Below are 13,373 nucleotides of genomic sequence, written 5' to 3' on the forward strand. Positions count from 1 at the left end.
CAGCACAGACGCCGTGTGGAGTGGACATCCCTCGAAACCTTCGGAGAAATAGCCGTGAGCAAGCGTACGTACCAGCCGAACAACCGTCGCCGTCACAAGGTGCACGGCTTCCGCCTGCGCATGCGGACCCGTGCCGGTCGCGCCATCCTGTCGAGCCGTCGCCGCAAGGGCCGCAAGAGCCTGGCCGTCTGACGGCCAGAGCCCACGGCACGAGCCGTGCTCTCCGCTGTCCACCGCCTCACCACCTCTGACGGCTTCCGCCGTACGGTGCGTCAGGGGCGACGTGCCGGCTCGGCGACCCTCGTGGTCCACCTCTGGGTGGATCCCGACGCCGCGCCGGCGCCTGCGCAGGTCGGGTTCACGGTCGGCAAGGCCGTCGGCAACGCTGCCACGCGCAACCGTGTGAAGAGACGACTCAGGCACCTGACCCGGGAGCACCTCGCAGCGCTGGAGGAGCTCCCGGGTCGTGCTGCGCTCGTGGTCCGTGCCCTGCCGGCCGCAGCGGACGCGTCGTACGCCTCCCTCGGTGCGGACCTCGCCCGTACCCTCAGCAGGGTGAGCTCGCCATGAAGCACCTCCTCATCGGCTTCATCCGTGCGTGGCGCTTCGCCATCAGCCCGCTCTACGGCCAGGTGTGCCGCTACCACCCGAGCTGCTCGGCGTACGCCCTGGAGGCCGTCACCGAGCACGGCGCCATCCGCGGCACCTGGCTCGCCGGACGCCGCCTCACCCGCTGCCACCCGTGGGCAGCCGGCGGCTACGACCCCGTTCCCCCTCGTGCCGGCAAGGCCGACCAGTCCTCTCCCACGTCCACCGCAACTCGAGGAGCTTGAGTGCTCGACTTCTTCAGCACCATCGGCGGCGCCATCATGGCCCCGCTCTACTACGTCATCTCCGCGGTGCTGGTGGGCTGGCACAAGCTGTGGGGCAGCGTGTTCGGACCGGAGACCGGCATCGCGTGGGTGCTGTCGATCATCGGGCTGACCCTCGTCATCCGGATGGCGCTGATCCCGCTCTTCGTGAAGCAGATCAAGTCCAGCCGCAACATGCAGCTGATCCAGCCCCGGGTGCGCGAGCTGCAGAAGAAGTACGGGCACGACCGGGAGCGTCTCGCCCAGGAGACGATGAAGCTCTACAAGGACTCGGGCACCAACCCGTTCGCGTCCTGCCTGCCGATCCTGCTGCAGATGCCGATCTTCCTGGCGCTGTTCCGCCTCATCGACCAGGCGGTGAAGAACCCTGACGACCCCAAGGGTCTGATGACGGTCACCCTCAACGAGCAGTTCCGGGACGCGACGTTCCTCGGCGCGAAGATCTCCGACACCTTCCTCAACACCGACGACATCGGCGTCCGGGTGCTCGCCGCGTTCCTCGTGCTCGCCATGACGGCGACGACCTTCCTCACCCAGCGCCAGCTGATGAGCAAGAACATGCCGGCCGACGCGCTCTCGGGCCCCTACGCCCAGCAGCAGAAGATGCTGCTCTACGTCCTCCCCGTGGTGTTCGCCGTCGGTGGTATCGCCTTCCCGATCGGCGTCCTCTTCTACTGGACCACGTCGAACCTCTGGACCATGGGCCAGCAGTTCTACGTCATCCGCAACAACCCCGCTCCCGGCACCCCCGCGGCCTCGGCCAAGGAGGAGCGTGATCGCGCGAAGGCTGCGCGCAAGGGGCAGAAGACCCCCGCCCAGATCGAGGAGGAGCGGCTCGCGGCTGAGGCCGAGGCCCGCCGGGCGGAGAAGTCCCAGAGCCGGCAGCAGCCACAGCGCCAGAGCAAGTCCCAGCGCAGCAAGAAGAAGCGCTGACCCAGAACTCCCCTGACGGCGCTCGCGAGGGTGTCGTCGTACCTGATCGAGAAGCAGGAGACACACGTGAGTGAGCAGTTGACCGACGGCGAGGCCGCCGCCGAGACGACCGATGTGGACGAGTCCGCCGGAGCGGGCGCAGGCCGTCCCTCCAAGGTGCAGCGCCTCGAGCACGAGGGCGACATCGCAGCCGACTACCTCGAGGAGCTGCTCGACATCGCGGACCTCGACGGTGACCTGGACATGGATGTCGAGGGCGACCGGGCGAGCGTGCAGATCGGCGGCGCCGACCTGAGCCAGCTCGTCGGGCGCAACGGAGAAGTCCTCGAGGCGCTCCAGGAGCTCACCCGCCTGGCGGTCTACCGGGAGACCGGCGAGCGCTCGCGACTGATGCTGGACATCGACGGCCACCGCGCGCAGCAGCGCGAGCGCCTCGTCGCCCTCGCCGAGACCTCGATCGCCGAGGTGAAGGAGTCCGGTGAGTCCGTGTCGCTGGAGCCGATGAGCGCCTTCGAGCGCAAGGTGGTCCATGACGCTGTGGCAGCCGCCGGTCTGACGTCGGAGTCCGAGGGCGCGGAGCCCAAGCGTCACGTGGTGATCCTCCCGGCGTGAGCGACGACGTTTCACGTGAAACACCCTCCGTGCCCTCGGTGGCGCGGAGGGTGTTCGCGTCCGACCGCCTCGAGCTGGTCGAGCGCTACACCGAGCTGCTCGCCACCGAGGGCGTGCTCCGCGGTCTGATCGGGCCGCGGGAGGCACCCCGGTTGTGGGAGCGCCACGTCCTCAACTCAGCGGTGCTGGCCGAGGCCGTTCCCCAGCAGGCCTCCGTCTGCGACATCGGCACCGGTGCCGGTCTCCCTGGTCTGGTGCTGGCCATCGCCCGTCCTGACCTCGCGGTGACGCTCGTCGAGCCCTTGCTGCGACGTACGACGTTCCTCGACGAGGTGGTCGCCGAGCTGGGGCTCGACCACGTGACGGTGGTGCGCGGCCGCGCGGAGGACCTGCACGGGACGTCGACGTTCGACGTGGTCACCTCCCGCGCCGTGGCCCCCCTCGAGCGACTGCTCGGGTGGTCCATGCCGCTCGTCGCACCCACCGGCGCGACGGTCGCCATGAAGGGCCGATCCATCCATGACGAGATCGCCGAGGCGGGGTCGTTCCTGTCCACCTGGCGGTGCGGCGAGCCGGAGGTCTCTGAGCTGGGCGTCGGCCTGGTGGATCCGCCCACCACGGTGGTGCGGGTGCCGTGGGCCGATCCGTCCCGGATAGGTTGGCCCCTTGCCCGTGAACCGAAGCGACGCACGAAGCGTCGGGACCGACCAGCGGTCGAGCGAGAGGTGAGCTGAGTTGAGCCAGGGCCCCAGCAACGACATGGGTTGGCGTGCCACGGGCGACGACCCGTACCCGTTTTCCACCGGTCCGGACGACTCGGCTGAGCGGGACTATCCACAGGATGGGGTAGTTCCTCCACAGGGACCGGTCACCCCGCCCGTTTCACGTGAAACACCGTCGGACGACGTTTCACGTGAAACACGACCCGCCTGGCAGGTGCGCACGGCAGGCGAGCTGGCCGGTCAGGACACCGACTTCGCCGACCACGGCACCCCGCTCGCGCAGGCCGCGCAGCACTCGGTGCTCGCGCGGACCGGCGGCCTGCGCCGTCAGGGCGTGCCGCGTCCCGACGCCACGCGGGTGCTCGTCGTCGCCAACCAGAAGGGCGGCGTCGGCAAGACCACCTCCACGGTCAACGTGGCGGCCGGACTGGCGCAGCTCGGCCAGAAGGTGCTCGTCATCGACCTGGACCCCCAGGGCAACGCGTCGACGGCTCTCGGGATCGAGCACCACCGCGGCGTGCCGTCGACGTACGACATGCTCGTCGAGGGCGCCCCCCTCGCTGACGTCATGACCGAGTCCAGCGACCTCCCCGGCCTCTGGGTGGTGCCGGCGACGATCGACCTGGCCGGTGCCGAGATCGAGCTGGTGAGCGTGGTCGCCCGCGAGCAGCGGCTCGACCGCGCGATCACGGGCCATCCCCTCGTCGGCAGCGCCGCCGAGGTCGGCGAGGACCGGTTCGACTACGTCTTCGTCGACTGTCCCCCCTCGCTCGGGCTCCTCACGTTGAACGCCCTGGTCGCCGGCCGCGAGATGTTCATCCCGATCCAGGCGGAGTACTACGCCCTCGAGGGCCTGGGGATGCTCCTCGAGACGGTCGAGATGGTGCGCCAGCACCTCAACCCGCGGCTGAACATCTCCACGATCCTGCTCACGATGTACGACGCCCGCACCCGCCTCGCCGCGGGCGTGGCCGACGAGGTGCGCGGTCACTTCGGGGACCAGGTCCTCAAGACCGCGGTCCCGCGATCGGTCCGCGTGTCCGAGGCGCCGTCCTACGGCCAGACCGTGATGACCTACGATCCGGCGTCGGCGGGAGCGCTCTCCTACCTGGAGGCCGCCCGCGAGATCGCCAGCAAGGGAGCACCCGCATGAACGAGGTCACGGCATGAGCAGCAACGCACCCCGGCGCGGCCTGGGGCGCGGCCTCGGGTCGCTGATCCCGACCGCTCCCAGCCAGCCCCTCCCGCCTCCGGCGTCCGTCGGCACTCCCGCGCCCCCGCGCCAGCCGAGCGAGCCGACAGACGCCACTGCCACCGACACGGCCGAGCCTCCCATCGCGGGTGGCACCGTGGCCGGTGCCTACTTCGCCGAGCTCCCGCTCACGCAGGTCCGTCCCAACGCACGTCAGCCCCGGCAGGTCTTCGAGGAGGAGGCACTCGCCGAGCTCGTGCACTCGATCCGCGAGGTCGGCCTGCTCCAGCCCGTCGTCGTACGTCGAACAGGCGAGGACTCCTACGAGCTGATCATGGGCGAGCGCCGCTGGCGCGCCTCCCAGCAGGCAGGCCGCGACACGATCCCCGCGATCGTGCGCGAGACCGACGACGACGACATGCTCCGCGACGCGCTCCTGGAGAACCTCCACCGCTCGCAGCTCAACCCGCTCGAGGAGGCGGCCGCCTACGGCCAGCTGCTCGAGGACTTCGGCTGCACCCACGAGGAGCTCGCCCAGCGCATCGGCCGCTCGCGTCCGCAGATCTCCAACACGCTCCGCCTGCTGAAGCTGTCACCCGCGGTGCAGCGTCGCGTCGCGGCCGGCGTGCTCTCGGCCGGGCACGCTCGCGCGCTCCTGTCCGTCGACGACGCCGGTCTCCAGGACAAGCTCGCCGCCAGGGTCACGGCCGAGGGCATCTCTGTCCGGGGCCTCGAGGAGATCGTGTCGGTGGGCGCGGAGGAGGACTCGGCTCCCCGCGTCCTGCGCCGGAAGCCGGTCGCGCCCGGGCTCGACGAGCTCGCCGACCGCCTCTCCGACCGCCTCGAGACGCGGGTCAAGGTCGACCTCGGCAAGGCCAAGGGCAAGATCACGGTGGAGTTCGCCAGTCTCGACGACCTGCGCCGCATCGTCGACATCATGGACCCCCGCAACCGCAACGACCGACCCATCTGACGTTCCGGACCAGCGCACCCCGCGGCGTCGTACGGACTTGTGGGGGGAGTCTGACGCCTGGAGGGGGTTGCAAAGGCCTCGAAGTGACAGATTCCCCGCTCGAGCGGGGAATCTGCCGCTCGGACCAGCAAATGTCGACAAAGCGACAGATCGACCTGTCGACGAAGCGACGAGTCGATCTAGCGTTTCGTCTTCTTCGCGCGCTTCTCGGCACGCTTGCGAGCCCGCTCACGCTTCTCCTCGCCGTCGAGCCGGGCCGCCTCCTCGAGGGTCGGGGCGGAGCCGCCCATCGAGGCAGGCACCCACCACGCTCCGGGCGGCTGCTCGTCGGCGGGATACGACGCGACCGTCTCACGGAGCATCTGCGACATCTGGGCGTGGAGGCGCGCGGTGTCGCCCACGGGGTCGTCCCCGGTCGGGTGCATCGGCTCGCCGACGGTGATGGCGATGGTCTTCCCGCGCGAGAAGTCCCGCGGGTGGTCCTTGGTCATCATCCGCTGCGTCCCCCACAGGATGACGGGGACGAGGGGTACGCCGGCCTCCGCCGCGAGGCGTACGGCACCGGTCTTGAACTCCTTGAGCTCCATGGCGCGGGAGATCGTCGCCTCCGGGAAGATGCCCACCGCCTCGCCCTGACGCAGGAGCTCCACGGCAGCGTGGAAGCTCGCGACGCCCTCGCCGCGGTCGACCTCGATGTGGTGCAGCGACCGCATCAGTGGACCGACCCACCGGTGGTCGAAGAGCTCGCGCTTCGCCATGAAGCGGACGAGCCGACCCGATGGGTTGGCCGCGAGGCCGCCGTAGACGAAGTCGACGTAGCCGATGTGGTTGTAGGCCAGGAGCACGCCGCCCTGGCGCGGGACGTGCTCGGTGCCACTCATCCGGAAGCGCTGACCGAGGACCTTGAAGGCCGCCTTGGCGGTGACGATGATCGGCGGGTAGGTCACATCGCGCATGGCGAGGAGCCTAGGGTCAGCCGACGGGTGGCCGCGACCCTTCGTGATCAGCGTCGCGTGGCGAGGAAGTCGGCGATGCGGCCGATGGCTTCCTCGAGGACTGACGCCTCGGGGAGCGTGACGAGCCGGAAGTGGTCGGTCTCGGGCCAGTTGAAGCCGGTGCCGTGCGTGACCAGGATCTTCTTCGCACGGAGCAGGTCGATGACGAACTCCTGGTCGTCGTCGATGGGGTAGACCTCGGGATCGAGGCGCGGGAAGCAGTAGAGCGCGCCGCGCGGCTTCACGTTGCTGACACCGGGGATCTCGTTGAGCAACCGGTGGGCGAGCATCGACTGCTCGTAGAAGCGCCCACCCGGGCCGATGAGCTCCTCGATGGACTGGTAGCCGCCGAGCGCGGTCTGGATGGCGTGCTGGGCAGGGACGTTGGCGCACATCCGCATGTTGGCGATGAGCGTGAGGCCCTCGAGGAAGTCGGTCGCGATCTCCTTCGGCCCGGAGATCATCACCCAGCCGGCGCGGTAGCCGCAGACCCGGTAGGCCTTCGACAACCCCGAGAACGTCAGGCACAGCACGTCGTTGCCGGCGTACGTCGCTGCGTGGTGGTGCTGCGCGTCCTCGAAGAGGATCTTCTCGTAGATCTCGTCGGCCATCACGACGAGGTGGTGACGCCGGGCGATGTCGACGAGCGCCTTCACCGTCTCCTCGCTGTAGACGGCACCCGTGGGGTTGTTGGGGTTGATGATGACGATGGCGTGGGTGTTCTCGGTGATCTTCGACTCGATGTCGGCGAGGTCGGGGTTCCAGTCCGACTCCTCGTCGCACCGGTAGTGCACCGGGATGCCGCCGGCCAACGTCACGGCGCCCGTCCAGAGCGGGTAGTCGGGCGCCGGCACCAGGATCTCGTTGCCGTCGTCGACGAAGGCCTGCAGCACCATCGAGATCAGCTCGGAGACGCCGTTGCCGATGAAGACGTCCTCGACGCCGACGTCGCGCAGGCCACGCGACTGGTAGTAGTGCATGACCGCGGTGCGGGCCGACCAGATGCCCTGGCTGTCGGCGTACCCCTGCGACTGGGGCAGGTGGTGGATCATGTCGGCGAGGATCTGCTCGGGGGCCTCGAAACCGAACGGCGCCGTGTTGCCGATGTTGAGCTTGAGGATGCGGTGGCCCTCGGCCTCGAGCCGCTGCGCCTCGACCAGGATCGGTCCGCGTACGTCGTAGCGGACTCCTTGCAGCTTCTTGCTCTGTCGGATCGGGCGCACGCTCCATCCTCTCAGGCGCTCCGGACGACTAACATCGGGAGCGTGTCCCGCAAGACCGCGCGCCTGGCGGTCGACCACCTCGCGGAGCTGGCCGACCCGGTCCGCTCGTGCCTGTTCTGGGAGCTCTCGCCCGTCGACCGGGCCCGGCTCGACCACGACGAGCGGATCGCGGAGAAGGAGAGCTGGCTCTCGACCGTGCTGCGCGACTGGGGATCGTGCGGGCGCGTCGTACGCCTCGACGGCCGCACCGTCGGGCACATCGTCTACGCCCCCGCGGCGCGGCTGCCCGGTGCGGCGACCCTGCCGACGGCGCCCGGCTCGCCCGACGCGATCATCGCGGCGACCGCGTGGGTCGATCCGTCCCTGCGGCGCGGCGGCCTCGGCCGGCTGCTCGTGCAGGCGATGGCCGCCGACCTGGTCGAGCGCGGCCACTCCGCGATCGAGGCGTACGGCGACACGCGCGGCACGACGGTCGGGTGCGTGCTGCCGGCGGAGTTCCTCGGCAGCGTGGGCTTCAAGACCCAGCGGGCGCACCCCACCACCCCGCGCATGCGCATGGAGCTGCGCACCGCACTCAGCTGGAAGGACGAGGTCGAGCTCGCCCTGGAGAAGGTCTGGGGGGTCGTGCGCCCCACGCACAAGGCGACCCGCCCGATCGGATCGGTACGGGTCGCCTCTCGCGACTAGCTGCTCGCGGGTCTCGACACGCCCTCGTCGCGACTTCGTTCCTCAGTCGCGGGGCTACTCGACCTGGCCGAGCCCACGCGGACGCTCGTTCCTCGCGGCCGACTGCTCGTCGCATCAGATGATGCCGTCGAGCTCCTTGAGGAGCGCGGCCTTGGGCTTGGCGCCCACGATGGACTTCACGACCTCGCCGCCCTGGTAGACGTTGATGGTCGGGATGCCGGTGACCCGGTAGGACGAGGGGGTCACGGGGTTCTCGTCGACGTTCATCTTGAGGAAGGTGAGCTTGTCACCGTGCTCGGCGTTGAGCTCGTCGAGGATCGGGGCGACCTGGCGGCACGGGCCGCACCACTCCGCCCAGAAGTCCACCAGGACGGGCTTGTCGGACTTGAGGACCTGCGCCTCGAACTCGGCGTCGGTCACGGCGGCGATGTTGGCCACTGAATGCCCCTTTCAGGAGGTCTGGGTTGTGGTGCGGAGATGTCTACTGAACACCACGCCACCGACAGATGTTCCCGTCCGCGCGTGGCGCGAGGGCGTCAGGCGCCGGCTGTCTGCACCTGCTCCTCGATGGCCTCGACGGTCGCGGCGGCGTCCCCGGCCGTGGACGCCTCGTGGTCGAGGGCGGCGATGAAGCGCTCCGCGTCGAGGGCGGCGGCGCAGCCCGTGCCGGCCGCCGTGATGGCCTGACGGTAGTGGTGGTCGACGAGGTCGCCGGCGGCGAACACGCCGGGGAGGTTGGTCTTCGTCGAGGGGTGGTCGACGAGGACGTAGCCGTCGTCGTCGAGGTCGACCTGGCCGGTCAGCAGCTCCGAGCGCGGGTCGTGGCCGATGGCGATGAAGAGGCCGGTGACCGGCAGGTCGCGCTCCTCACCGGTCTGGGTGTCGCGGAGCGTGATCGACTCGAGCTTGTCGGCGCCGTTGATCGCGGCGACCTCGGAGTTCCACACCATCTCGAGCTTGGGGTCGGCGAAGGCGCGCTCCTGCATGATCTTCGACGCGCGCAGCTCCTCACGGCGGTGGATCAGGTAGACCTTGGAGCCGAAGCGGGTGAGGAAGGTGGCCTCCTCGACGGCGGAGTCGCCCCCGCCCACGACGGCGATCGCCTGCTCGCGGAAGAAGAACCCGTCACAGGTCGCACACCACGACACGCCGCGGCCGGACAGCTCCTCCTCGCGCGGCAGGCCGAGCTTGCGGTAGCCGGAGCCGGTGGCGAGGATCACCGAGCGCGCGGTGTAGGTGTCGGTGGCGGTCTTGACGACCTTCACGTCACCGGTCAGGTCGACCTCGACGATGTCGTCGGAGACCAGCTCGGCGCCGAACCGCTCGGCCTGGGCGCGCATCTCGTCCATCAGGGCCGGGCCCATGATGCCGTCGCGGAAGCCGGGGAAGTTCTCCACCTCGGTGGTGTTCATCAGCGCACCACCGGCAGTGACCGAGCCCTCGAAGACGAGCGGGTTGAGCGAGGCGCGAGCCGCGTAGACGGCGGCCGTGTAGCCCGAGGGCCCCGAGCCGATGATGATGACGTTGCGCGTCTCGGTGCTGGTGCTCATGTGTGGTCAGTGACTCCTGCTGGCTGGCTGAACGGTCTGGTGCGGTACGTCGTCCTCAACCGATCGTAGGCGACCGTTGTTCCACACCCCGCCCGGGCGCTCAGGGCGCGGGCAGCGTGATCGTACGCACCGGCTCGGCCTGTCCACACACGAAGAGCTCGACGCCCTGCGCCTGCCCGACCGGGCGCCGGAACACCACCACGCCGGCCTGGCCGTCGACCTCGGCGGCCACGAGCGCGGTGGCCCGCCCCTGGCGGGGGACGTCGCACCCGCGGAGGGCGTCCAGCGCGGCGAGCTGCTGCCGCCGGTCGGTGGCGTCCGGACGCAGGGCCAGGACCCGGTCGCCGAGGTCGGCGTCAGCGGTGGACAGGCTCGGCACGCCCGCGAAGGGCGTGGCCGGGGAGCTCTTCAGCGACTCCGGTGCGGGCTCGGACGCAGCACCGGCACCCTCGTCGGCACCAGAGCCGGTGCTCGAGTCGGCGCTCGAGCCCCCGGACTCGGGTGACTCGGCGAGCGAGCTGTCGGACGCCGAACCAGCGCTGCTGGCATCGTCGCCACCCCCGCGCGGGAGGGCCTGGCCGATCGCGACCCCGGCGACGACGACGGACGCGGCGGCCAGCAGGCCGATGCTCGCCACGCGGCGACGGCGCGACCCGAGGTCGACGACCCGTCCCGGCGAGCGGTCGTCCTGCGCGGTCACTGCCTCGGGGCTGCCGTCGGAGGAGCGCTCGGCCACCAGCGAGGCGAGGGTCTCGTCGAGGCGGGTGACGACCTCCGGAGGCGGCGGGCCGTCGTGGCGCGCGTCCGCGAGCAGGCGGCGTACGGCCTCCTGCTCGGGCGGGAGCCCGGAGGACTCGGGCATCGGCGGGTCACCTCCTCGGGTGGCGCGGTGAACGGGGGTGGGCATGCGGGACTGAGGCGATCAGGGCGCGGGGGGACCTCGCGGACGCCCGGTGGGTTGGACGGGACCGTCGGGGGGCGGGTTCCCGTGAGGCAGGTCACCGGCAGGGTGGTGGAGGTCGGCGAGCAGCGCGGCGAGCTTCGTGCGGCCACGCGAGCAGCGCGACTTCACGGTTCCCTCGGCGCAGCCGAGCATCTCGGCCACCTCGGCGACCGGGTAGCCCTCCATGTCGACGAGCACGAGGGCCGCCCGCTGCTCGACCGGCAGGGTGGCCAGGGCGTCGAGCACCCGTCGGCGGCGCTCGGCGTCCTCCGCGACCGCCTCGGGCTGGTCGTCGTGGACGGCGGTCGCCACCACGGTGCCGCGGTCCTCGACGTCGTCCGGCATGGCCTCGAGGCGGCGGATCTTCGCGGCCCGGAGGCGGTCGAGGCAGGCGTTGACCACCACCCGGTGCAACCACGTCGTCACGGCCGCGTCGCCGCGGAACGAGCCTGCCCGCCGGAAGGCGGCGATCATGCCGTCCTGGAGGCCGTCGGCCGCGTCCTCGGGGTTGCCCATCGTGCGCAGCGCGACCGCCCAGAGCCGGTCGCGGTGTCGGGCGAACAGCACACCGAAGGCGTCGCTGTCGCCGACGACGTGGGCCTGCAGGAGGTCCCGGTCGGACCTCTCGTCGCCGTTCGGGCTGGAGCTCACCCGAGAACCTGCACGTCGGTGATCGTGCCCCGGTAGCCGTCGCTGACCTGCGGCAGCAGCGTCAACCAGACGGTGACGAACTGGCCGGACACCGGCTCCGTCAGGTCGATCGTCAGCTCGCCGTCACCGGACGCGGTCCCGACCGGGGTCAGCTCGGCGACGCCGTTGGGACGCTCCGAGGTGACGTAGGCCGCCAGCGAGGTCTGCCCACCCGAGGTGGTGACGAGCACCTGGCGCACGGCCTTGGTCGCGCCGAGGTCGATGACGAGGCCGACGCCCGTCTTCAGCCCACCGGGGCCGAAGTTCTGCTGGTAGGTCGAGGTGGACCACGAGGTCGCGGGGTCACCGTCGAGGACGTTGGGCACCGAGTCCGGGTTCTCCTCCTGCGGGGCCGCCCCCTGCGGGTCGAAATCGTCGGCGGTCAGGTCGGTGAACGGCGTCGGAGCGGCCACGCTGGGGGTGGTGGTCGTCGTGGGCTCCTCGCTGGAGCCGGGCGTGGGCGGCTTGAGGCCGAGCTGGTAGGCCGCGACGGCCGCCACGCCGACGAGCAGGCAGATGGCGACGATCATCGCCAGCCGGATCCAGCTGCGTCCGGGCACCTGGTCGCCGGTGTCGTCGAACCCGTCGCCGGTGTCCCAGCGGTCCTCCGACCACGACCCGGAGGACCACGACCCGGTGTCGCGGCCGACGGGGCGGACGCCCGAGTCGCGGTTCGCGTCGCCCCCGGAGTCGTGGCTGGAGTCCCAGGGCCAGTACGCCGGACTGGTGGCGGCGCGGCTGCCCGGTCGGGGACGGCGTACGGGCTCGCCCTCCGGCGGGTCGGGCGCGAACAGCGGCTTGGGCGTCGGGTCGGCGAACGGCGGCGGCGGCGCGGGCTTGTCGGTGCGCGCCCGGAGCCAGTCGACCTCGTCGTCGTCGTGGAACACCGGCATCCCGGCCTGCGTGGGCAGGTCGGTGCTCGACGGTGCCGGCTCTCCCGGAGTGGGGTCGTCGGGCGTCGGGTCGTGGGTGGGCGGCGGCTCCTCGGCGCTCACCTCGGTCGTCACCTCGGGCTCCGGCTCGCCCGCCGGCGTGTCCGTGGCCGGCGCCTCGGTGGCCGGGTCGGGGTCCGGCTCCGGCTCGAGGTCGGCGGCCGGCACGACCGGCACGACCGTGGTGGGGGCGGCGGCCGAGGTCGGCGGCGGGGTGGTCAGCGGGGAGGACTGCTGGGGCGTCGCCCGCGCACCCGGCACGGCGACGTGGGTGCCCGTCATCTCCCCGACGTGCTCGTGGAGGAGGTCGCGGATGCTGCGTGCCGTGGGGTGCGGGCGGTCGGACTCACGGTGCGGGTTGAGCACCTGGTCGCACAGTGCATCGAGCACGCGGGGGATGCCGGCCCGGACGCGGCGTGGCCGCAGCACCTCGCCGTGCACCTCGGGCGCGGGCGGCACCGAGGAGGGCGAGACCCCGGCCCACTTGCCGGTGAGGGCGCAGTAGAGGAGTCCGGCGAGGTCGATCTCGTCGACGTTGACCCGCCCCCCGGGCAGGCCGCGGAGGGCGGCCTCGACGCCGAAGCCGATGATCCGCACCTGCCCGTGCAGGTCGATGAGCACGTGCTCGGGTGTCAGGCAGCCGTGCGCGAGACCGGCCTCGTGGGCGCCGACGAGGCTGTCGGCGACCTCGGCCACCAGCCAGGCCGCGCGGCGCGGCGCGATGGGACCCTCACGGGTGAGCAGGATGTCGAGGGAGTCGCCCTGGCCCCACTCGTTGACGACGAAGCAGCGCCCGTCGGCGGCCTCGGCGTCGAGGACGCGCAGCAGCCGCCGGTCGATGACGGGACCGGTGCGGCGCGCGGCCTCCAGGAGCGGCTGGGCCCGGGGGTCGTCCTCGGCGAGGATGTGGACCGCCACCGGCCGGTGGAGGACGAGGTCGTGCGCGCGCCAGAACCGCCCGGCCCCGGACTCGGCGAGCAGGTCGTCGAGGCGGTAGCGCCCGGCGAGCACGTCACCGGCCTGCATCGACGTCGACACCACTCACCCCA

General features: G+C 71.3%; 16 protein-coding genes. 9 read left to right on the top strand and 7 right to left on the bottom strand.

Going from position 1 to position 13,373, the window contains the following annotated elements; translation table 11 throughout:
• The first annotated feature begins 54 nt into the window (after positions 1 to 54).
• The 8 genes from rpmH to AC3A3L_RS08130 all read left to right on the top strand — a co-directional run bounded on the left by rpmH (position 55) and on the right by AC3A3L_RS08130 (position 5,304).
• A complete protein-coding gene (gene rpmH, locus AC3A3L_RS08095) occupies positions 55 to 192 on the top strand; it encodes a 50S ribosomal protein L34 (RefSeq protein ID WP_011758123.1) in 138 nt (45 codons plus the stop codon).
• A gap of 24 nt (positions 193 to 216) precedes the next feature.
• On the top strand, positions 217 to 570 hold the full coding sequence (gene rnpA / locus AC3A3L_RS08100) for a ribonuclease P protein component (protein ID WP_487639484.1): 354 nt from the start codon (positions 217 to 219) through the stop codon (positions 568 to 570).
• Complete coding sequence (yidD, locus tag AC3A3L_RS08105; protein ID WP_487639485.1) at positions 567 to 833, top strand: membrane protein insertion efficiency factor YidD; 267 nt, start codon at positions 567 to 569, stop codon at positions 831 to 833. The genes rnpA and yidD overlap by 4 nt, the downstream gene beginning before the upstream one ends.
• On the top strand, positions 834 to 1,805 hold the full coding sequence (gene yidC / locus AC3A3L_RS08110; protein ID WP_487639486.1) for a membrane protein insertase YidC: 972 nt from the start codon (positions 834 to 836) through the stop codon (positions 1,803 to 1,805). It abuts the gene before it with no gap.
• Positions 1,806 to 1,871: 66 nt separating this feature from the next.
• On the top strand, positions 1,872 to 2,417 hold the full coding sequence (locus AC3A3L_RS08115; RefSeq protein ID WP_487639487.1) for a Jag family protein: 546 nt from the start codon (positions 1,872 to 1,874) through the stop codon (positions 2,415 to 2,417).
• A complete protein-coding gene (rsmG, locus tag AC3A3L_RS08120; protein ID WP_487639488.1) occupies positions 2,414 to 3,151 on the top strand; it encodes a 16S rRNA (guanine(527)-N(7))-methyltransferase RsmG in 738 nt (245 codons plus the stop codon). The genes AC3A3L_RS08115 and rsmG overlap by 4 nt, the downstream gene beginning before the upstream one ends.
• 202 nt (positions 3,152 to 3,353) lie before the next feature.
• Complete coding sequence (locus tag AC3A3L_RS08125; RefSeq protein ID WP_487639489.1) at positions 3,354 to 4,292, top strand: ParA family protein; 939 nt, start codon at positions 3,354 to 3,356, stop codon at positions 4,290 to 4,292.
• A 13-nt stretch (positions 4,293 to 4,305) separates the two neighbouring features.
• Entirely contained in the window at positions 4,306 to 5,304 is a 999-nt protein-coding gene (locus tag AC3A3L_RS08130) for a ParB/RepB/Spo0J family partition protein (RefSeq protein WP_487639490.1), read from the top strand.
• 179 nt (positions 5,305 to 5,483) lie between these two features.
• On the opposite strand, the gene AC3A3L_RS08135 is transcribed toward AC3A3L_RS08130, so the two are convergent.
• Together AC3A3L_RS08135 and AC3A3L_RS08140 are read right to left on the bottom strand one after the other, a co-directional pair.
• A complete protein-coding gene (locus AC3A3L_RS08135; RefSeq protein WP_487639491.1) occupies positions 5,484 to 6,260 on the bottom strand; it encodes a lysophospholipid acyltransferase family protein in 777 nt (258 codons plus the stop codon).
• A 47-nt stretch (positions 6,261 to 6,307) separates the two neighbouring features.
• The gene (locus AC3A3L_RS08140; RefSeq protein ID WP_487639492.1) at positions 6,308 to 7,522 is read right to left on the bottom strand and encodes a pyridoxal phosphate-dependent aminotransferase; all 1,215 of its coding nucleotides are present in this window, start codon (positions 7,520 to 7,522) and stop codon (positions 6,308 to 6,310) included.
• A gap of 42 nt (positions 7,523 to 7,564) precedes the next feature.
• Here AC3A3L_RS08140 and AC3A3L_RS08145 point away from each other — a divergent pair, with 42 nt between their 5' ends.
• Complete coding sequence (locus AC3A3L_RS08145; RefSeq protein ID WP_487639493.1) at positions 7,565 to 8,209, top strand: GNAT family N-acetyltransferase; 645 nt, start codon at positions 7,565 to 7,567, stop codon at positions 8,207 to 8,209.
• A 114-nt stretch (positions 8,210 to 8,323) separates the two neighbouring features.
• On the opposite strand, the gene trxA is transcribed toward AC3A3L_RS08145, so the two are convergent.
• The 5 genes from trxA to AC3A3L_RS08170 all read right to left on the bottom strand — a co-directional run bounded on the left by trxA (position 8,324) and on the right by AC3A3L_RS08170 (position 13,362).
• Positions 8,324 to 8,647 (bottom strand): thioredoxin, encoded by a 324-nt coding sequence (gene trxA / locus AC3A3L_RS08150; RefSeq protein WP_308213175.1) that lies wholly within the window; start codon positions 8,645 to 8,647, stop codon positions 8,324 to 8,326.
• Between the two features lie 98 nt (positions 8,648 to 8,745).
• On the bottom strand, positions 8,746 to 9,759 hold the full coding sequence (trxB, locus tag AC3A3L_RS08155; RefSeq protein ID WP_487639494.1) for a thioredoxin-disulfide reductase: 1,014 nt from the start codon (positions 9,757 to 9,759) through the stop codon (positions 8,746 to 8,748).
• 100 nt (positions 9,760 to 9,859) lie between these two features.
• Positions 9,860 to 10,621, bottom strand: a complete 762-nt coding sequence (locus AC3A3L_RS08160) for a hypothetical protein (protein ID WP_487639495.1) — start codon at positions 10,619 to 10,621, stop codon at positions 9,860 to 9,862.
• 60 nt (positions 10,622 to 10,681) lie between these two features.
• On the bottom strand, positions 10,682 to 11,353 hold the full coding sequence (gene sigM / locus AC3A3L_RS08165) for an RNA polymerase sigma factor SigM (protein WP_487639496.1): 672 nt from the start codon (positions 11,351 to 11,353) through the stop codon (positions 10,682 to 10,684).
• Positions 11,350 to 13,362, bottom strand: a complete 2,013-nt coding sequence (locus tag AC3A3L_RS08170) for a hypothetical protein (RefSeq protein ID WP_487639497.1) — start codon at positions 13,360 to 13,362, stop codon at positions 11,350 to 11,352. Before AC3A3L_RS08170 ends, sigM begins: the two co-directional genes overlap by 4 nt.
• Between the last annotated feature and the right edge of the window lie 11 nt (positions 13,363 to 13,373).

This window comes from Nocardioides sp. Soil_C_8 (assembly GCF_057656315.1).

Coding starts and splice junctions, on each gene's coding strand:
- yidD (WP_487639485.1), top strand. CDS start 567: ATGAAGCACCTCCTCATCGGCTTCATCCGTGCGTGGCGCTTCGCCATC.
- AC3A3L_RS08160 (WP_487639495.1), bottom strand. CDS start 10,621: ATGCCCGAGTCCTCCGGGCTCCCGCCCGAGCAGGAGGCCGTACGCCGC.
- AC3A3L_RS08130 (WP_487639490.1), top strand. CDS start 4,306: ATGAGCAGCAACGCACCCCGGCGCGGCCTGGGGCGCGGCCTCGGGTCG.
- trxB (WP_487639494.1), bottom strand. CDS start 9,759: ATGAGCACCAGCACCGAGACGCGCAACGTCATCATCATCGGCTCGGGG.
- AC3A3L_RS08135 (WP_487639491.1), bottom strand. CDS start 6,260: ATGCGCGATGTGACCTACCCGCCGATCATCGTCACCGCCAAGGCGGCC.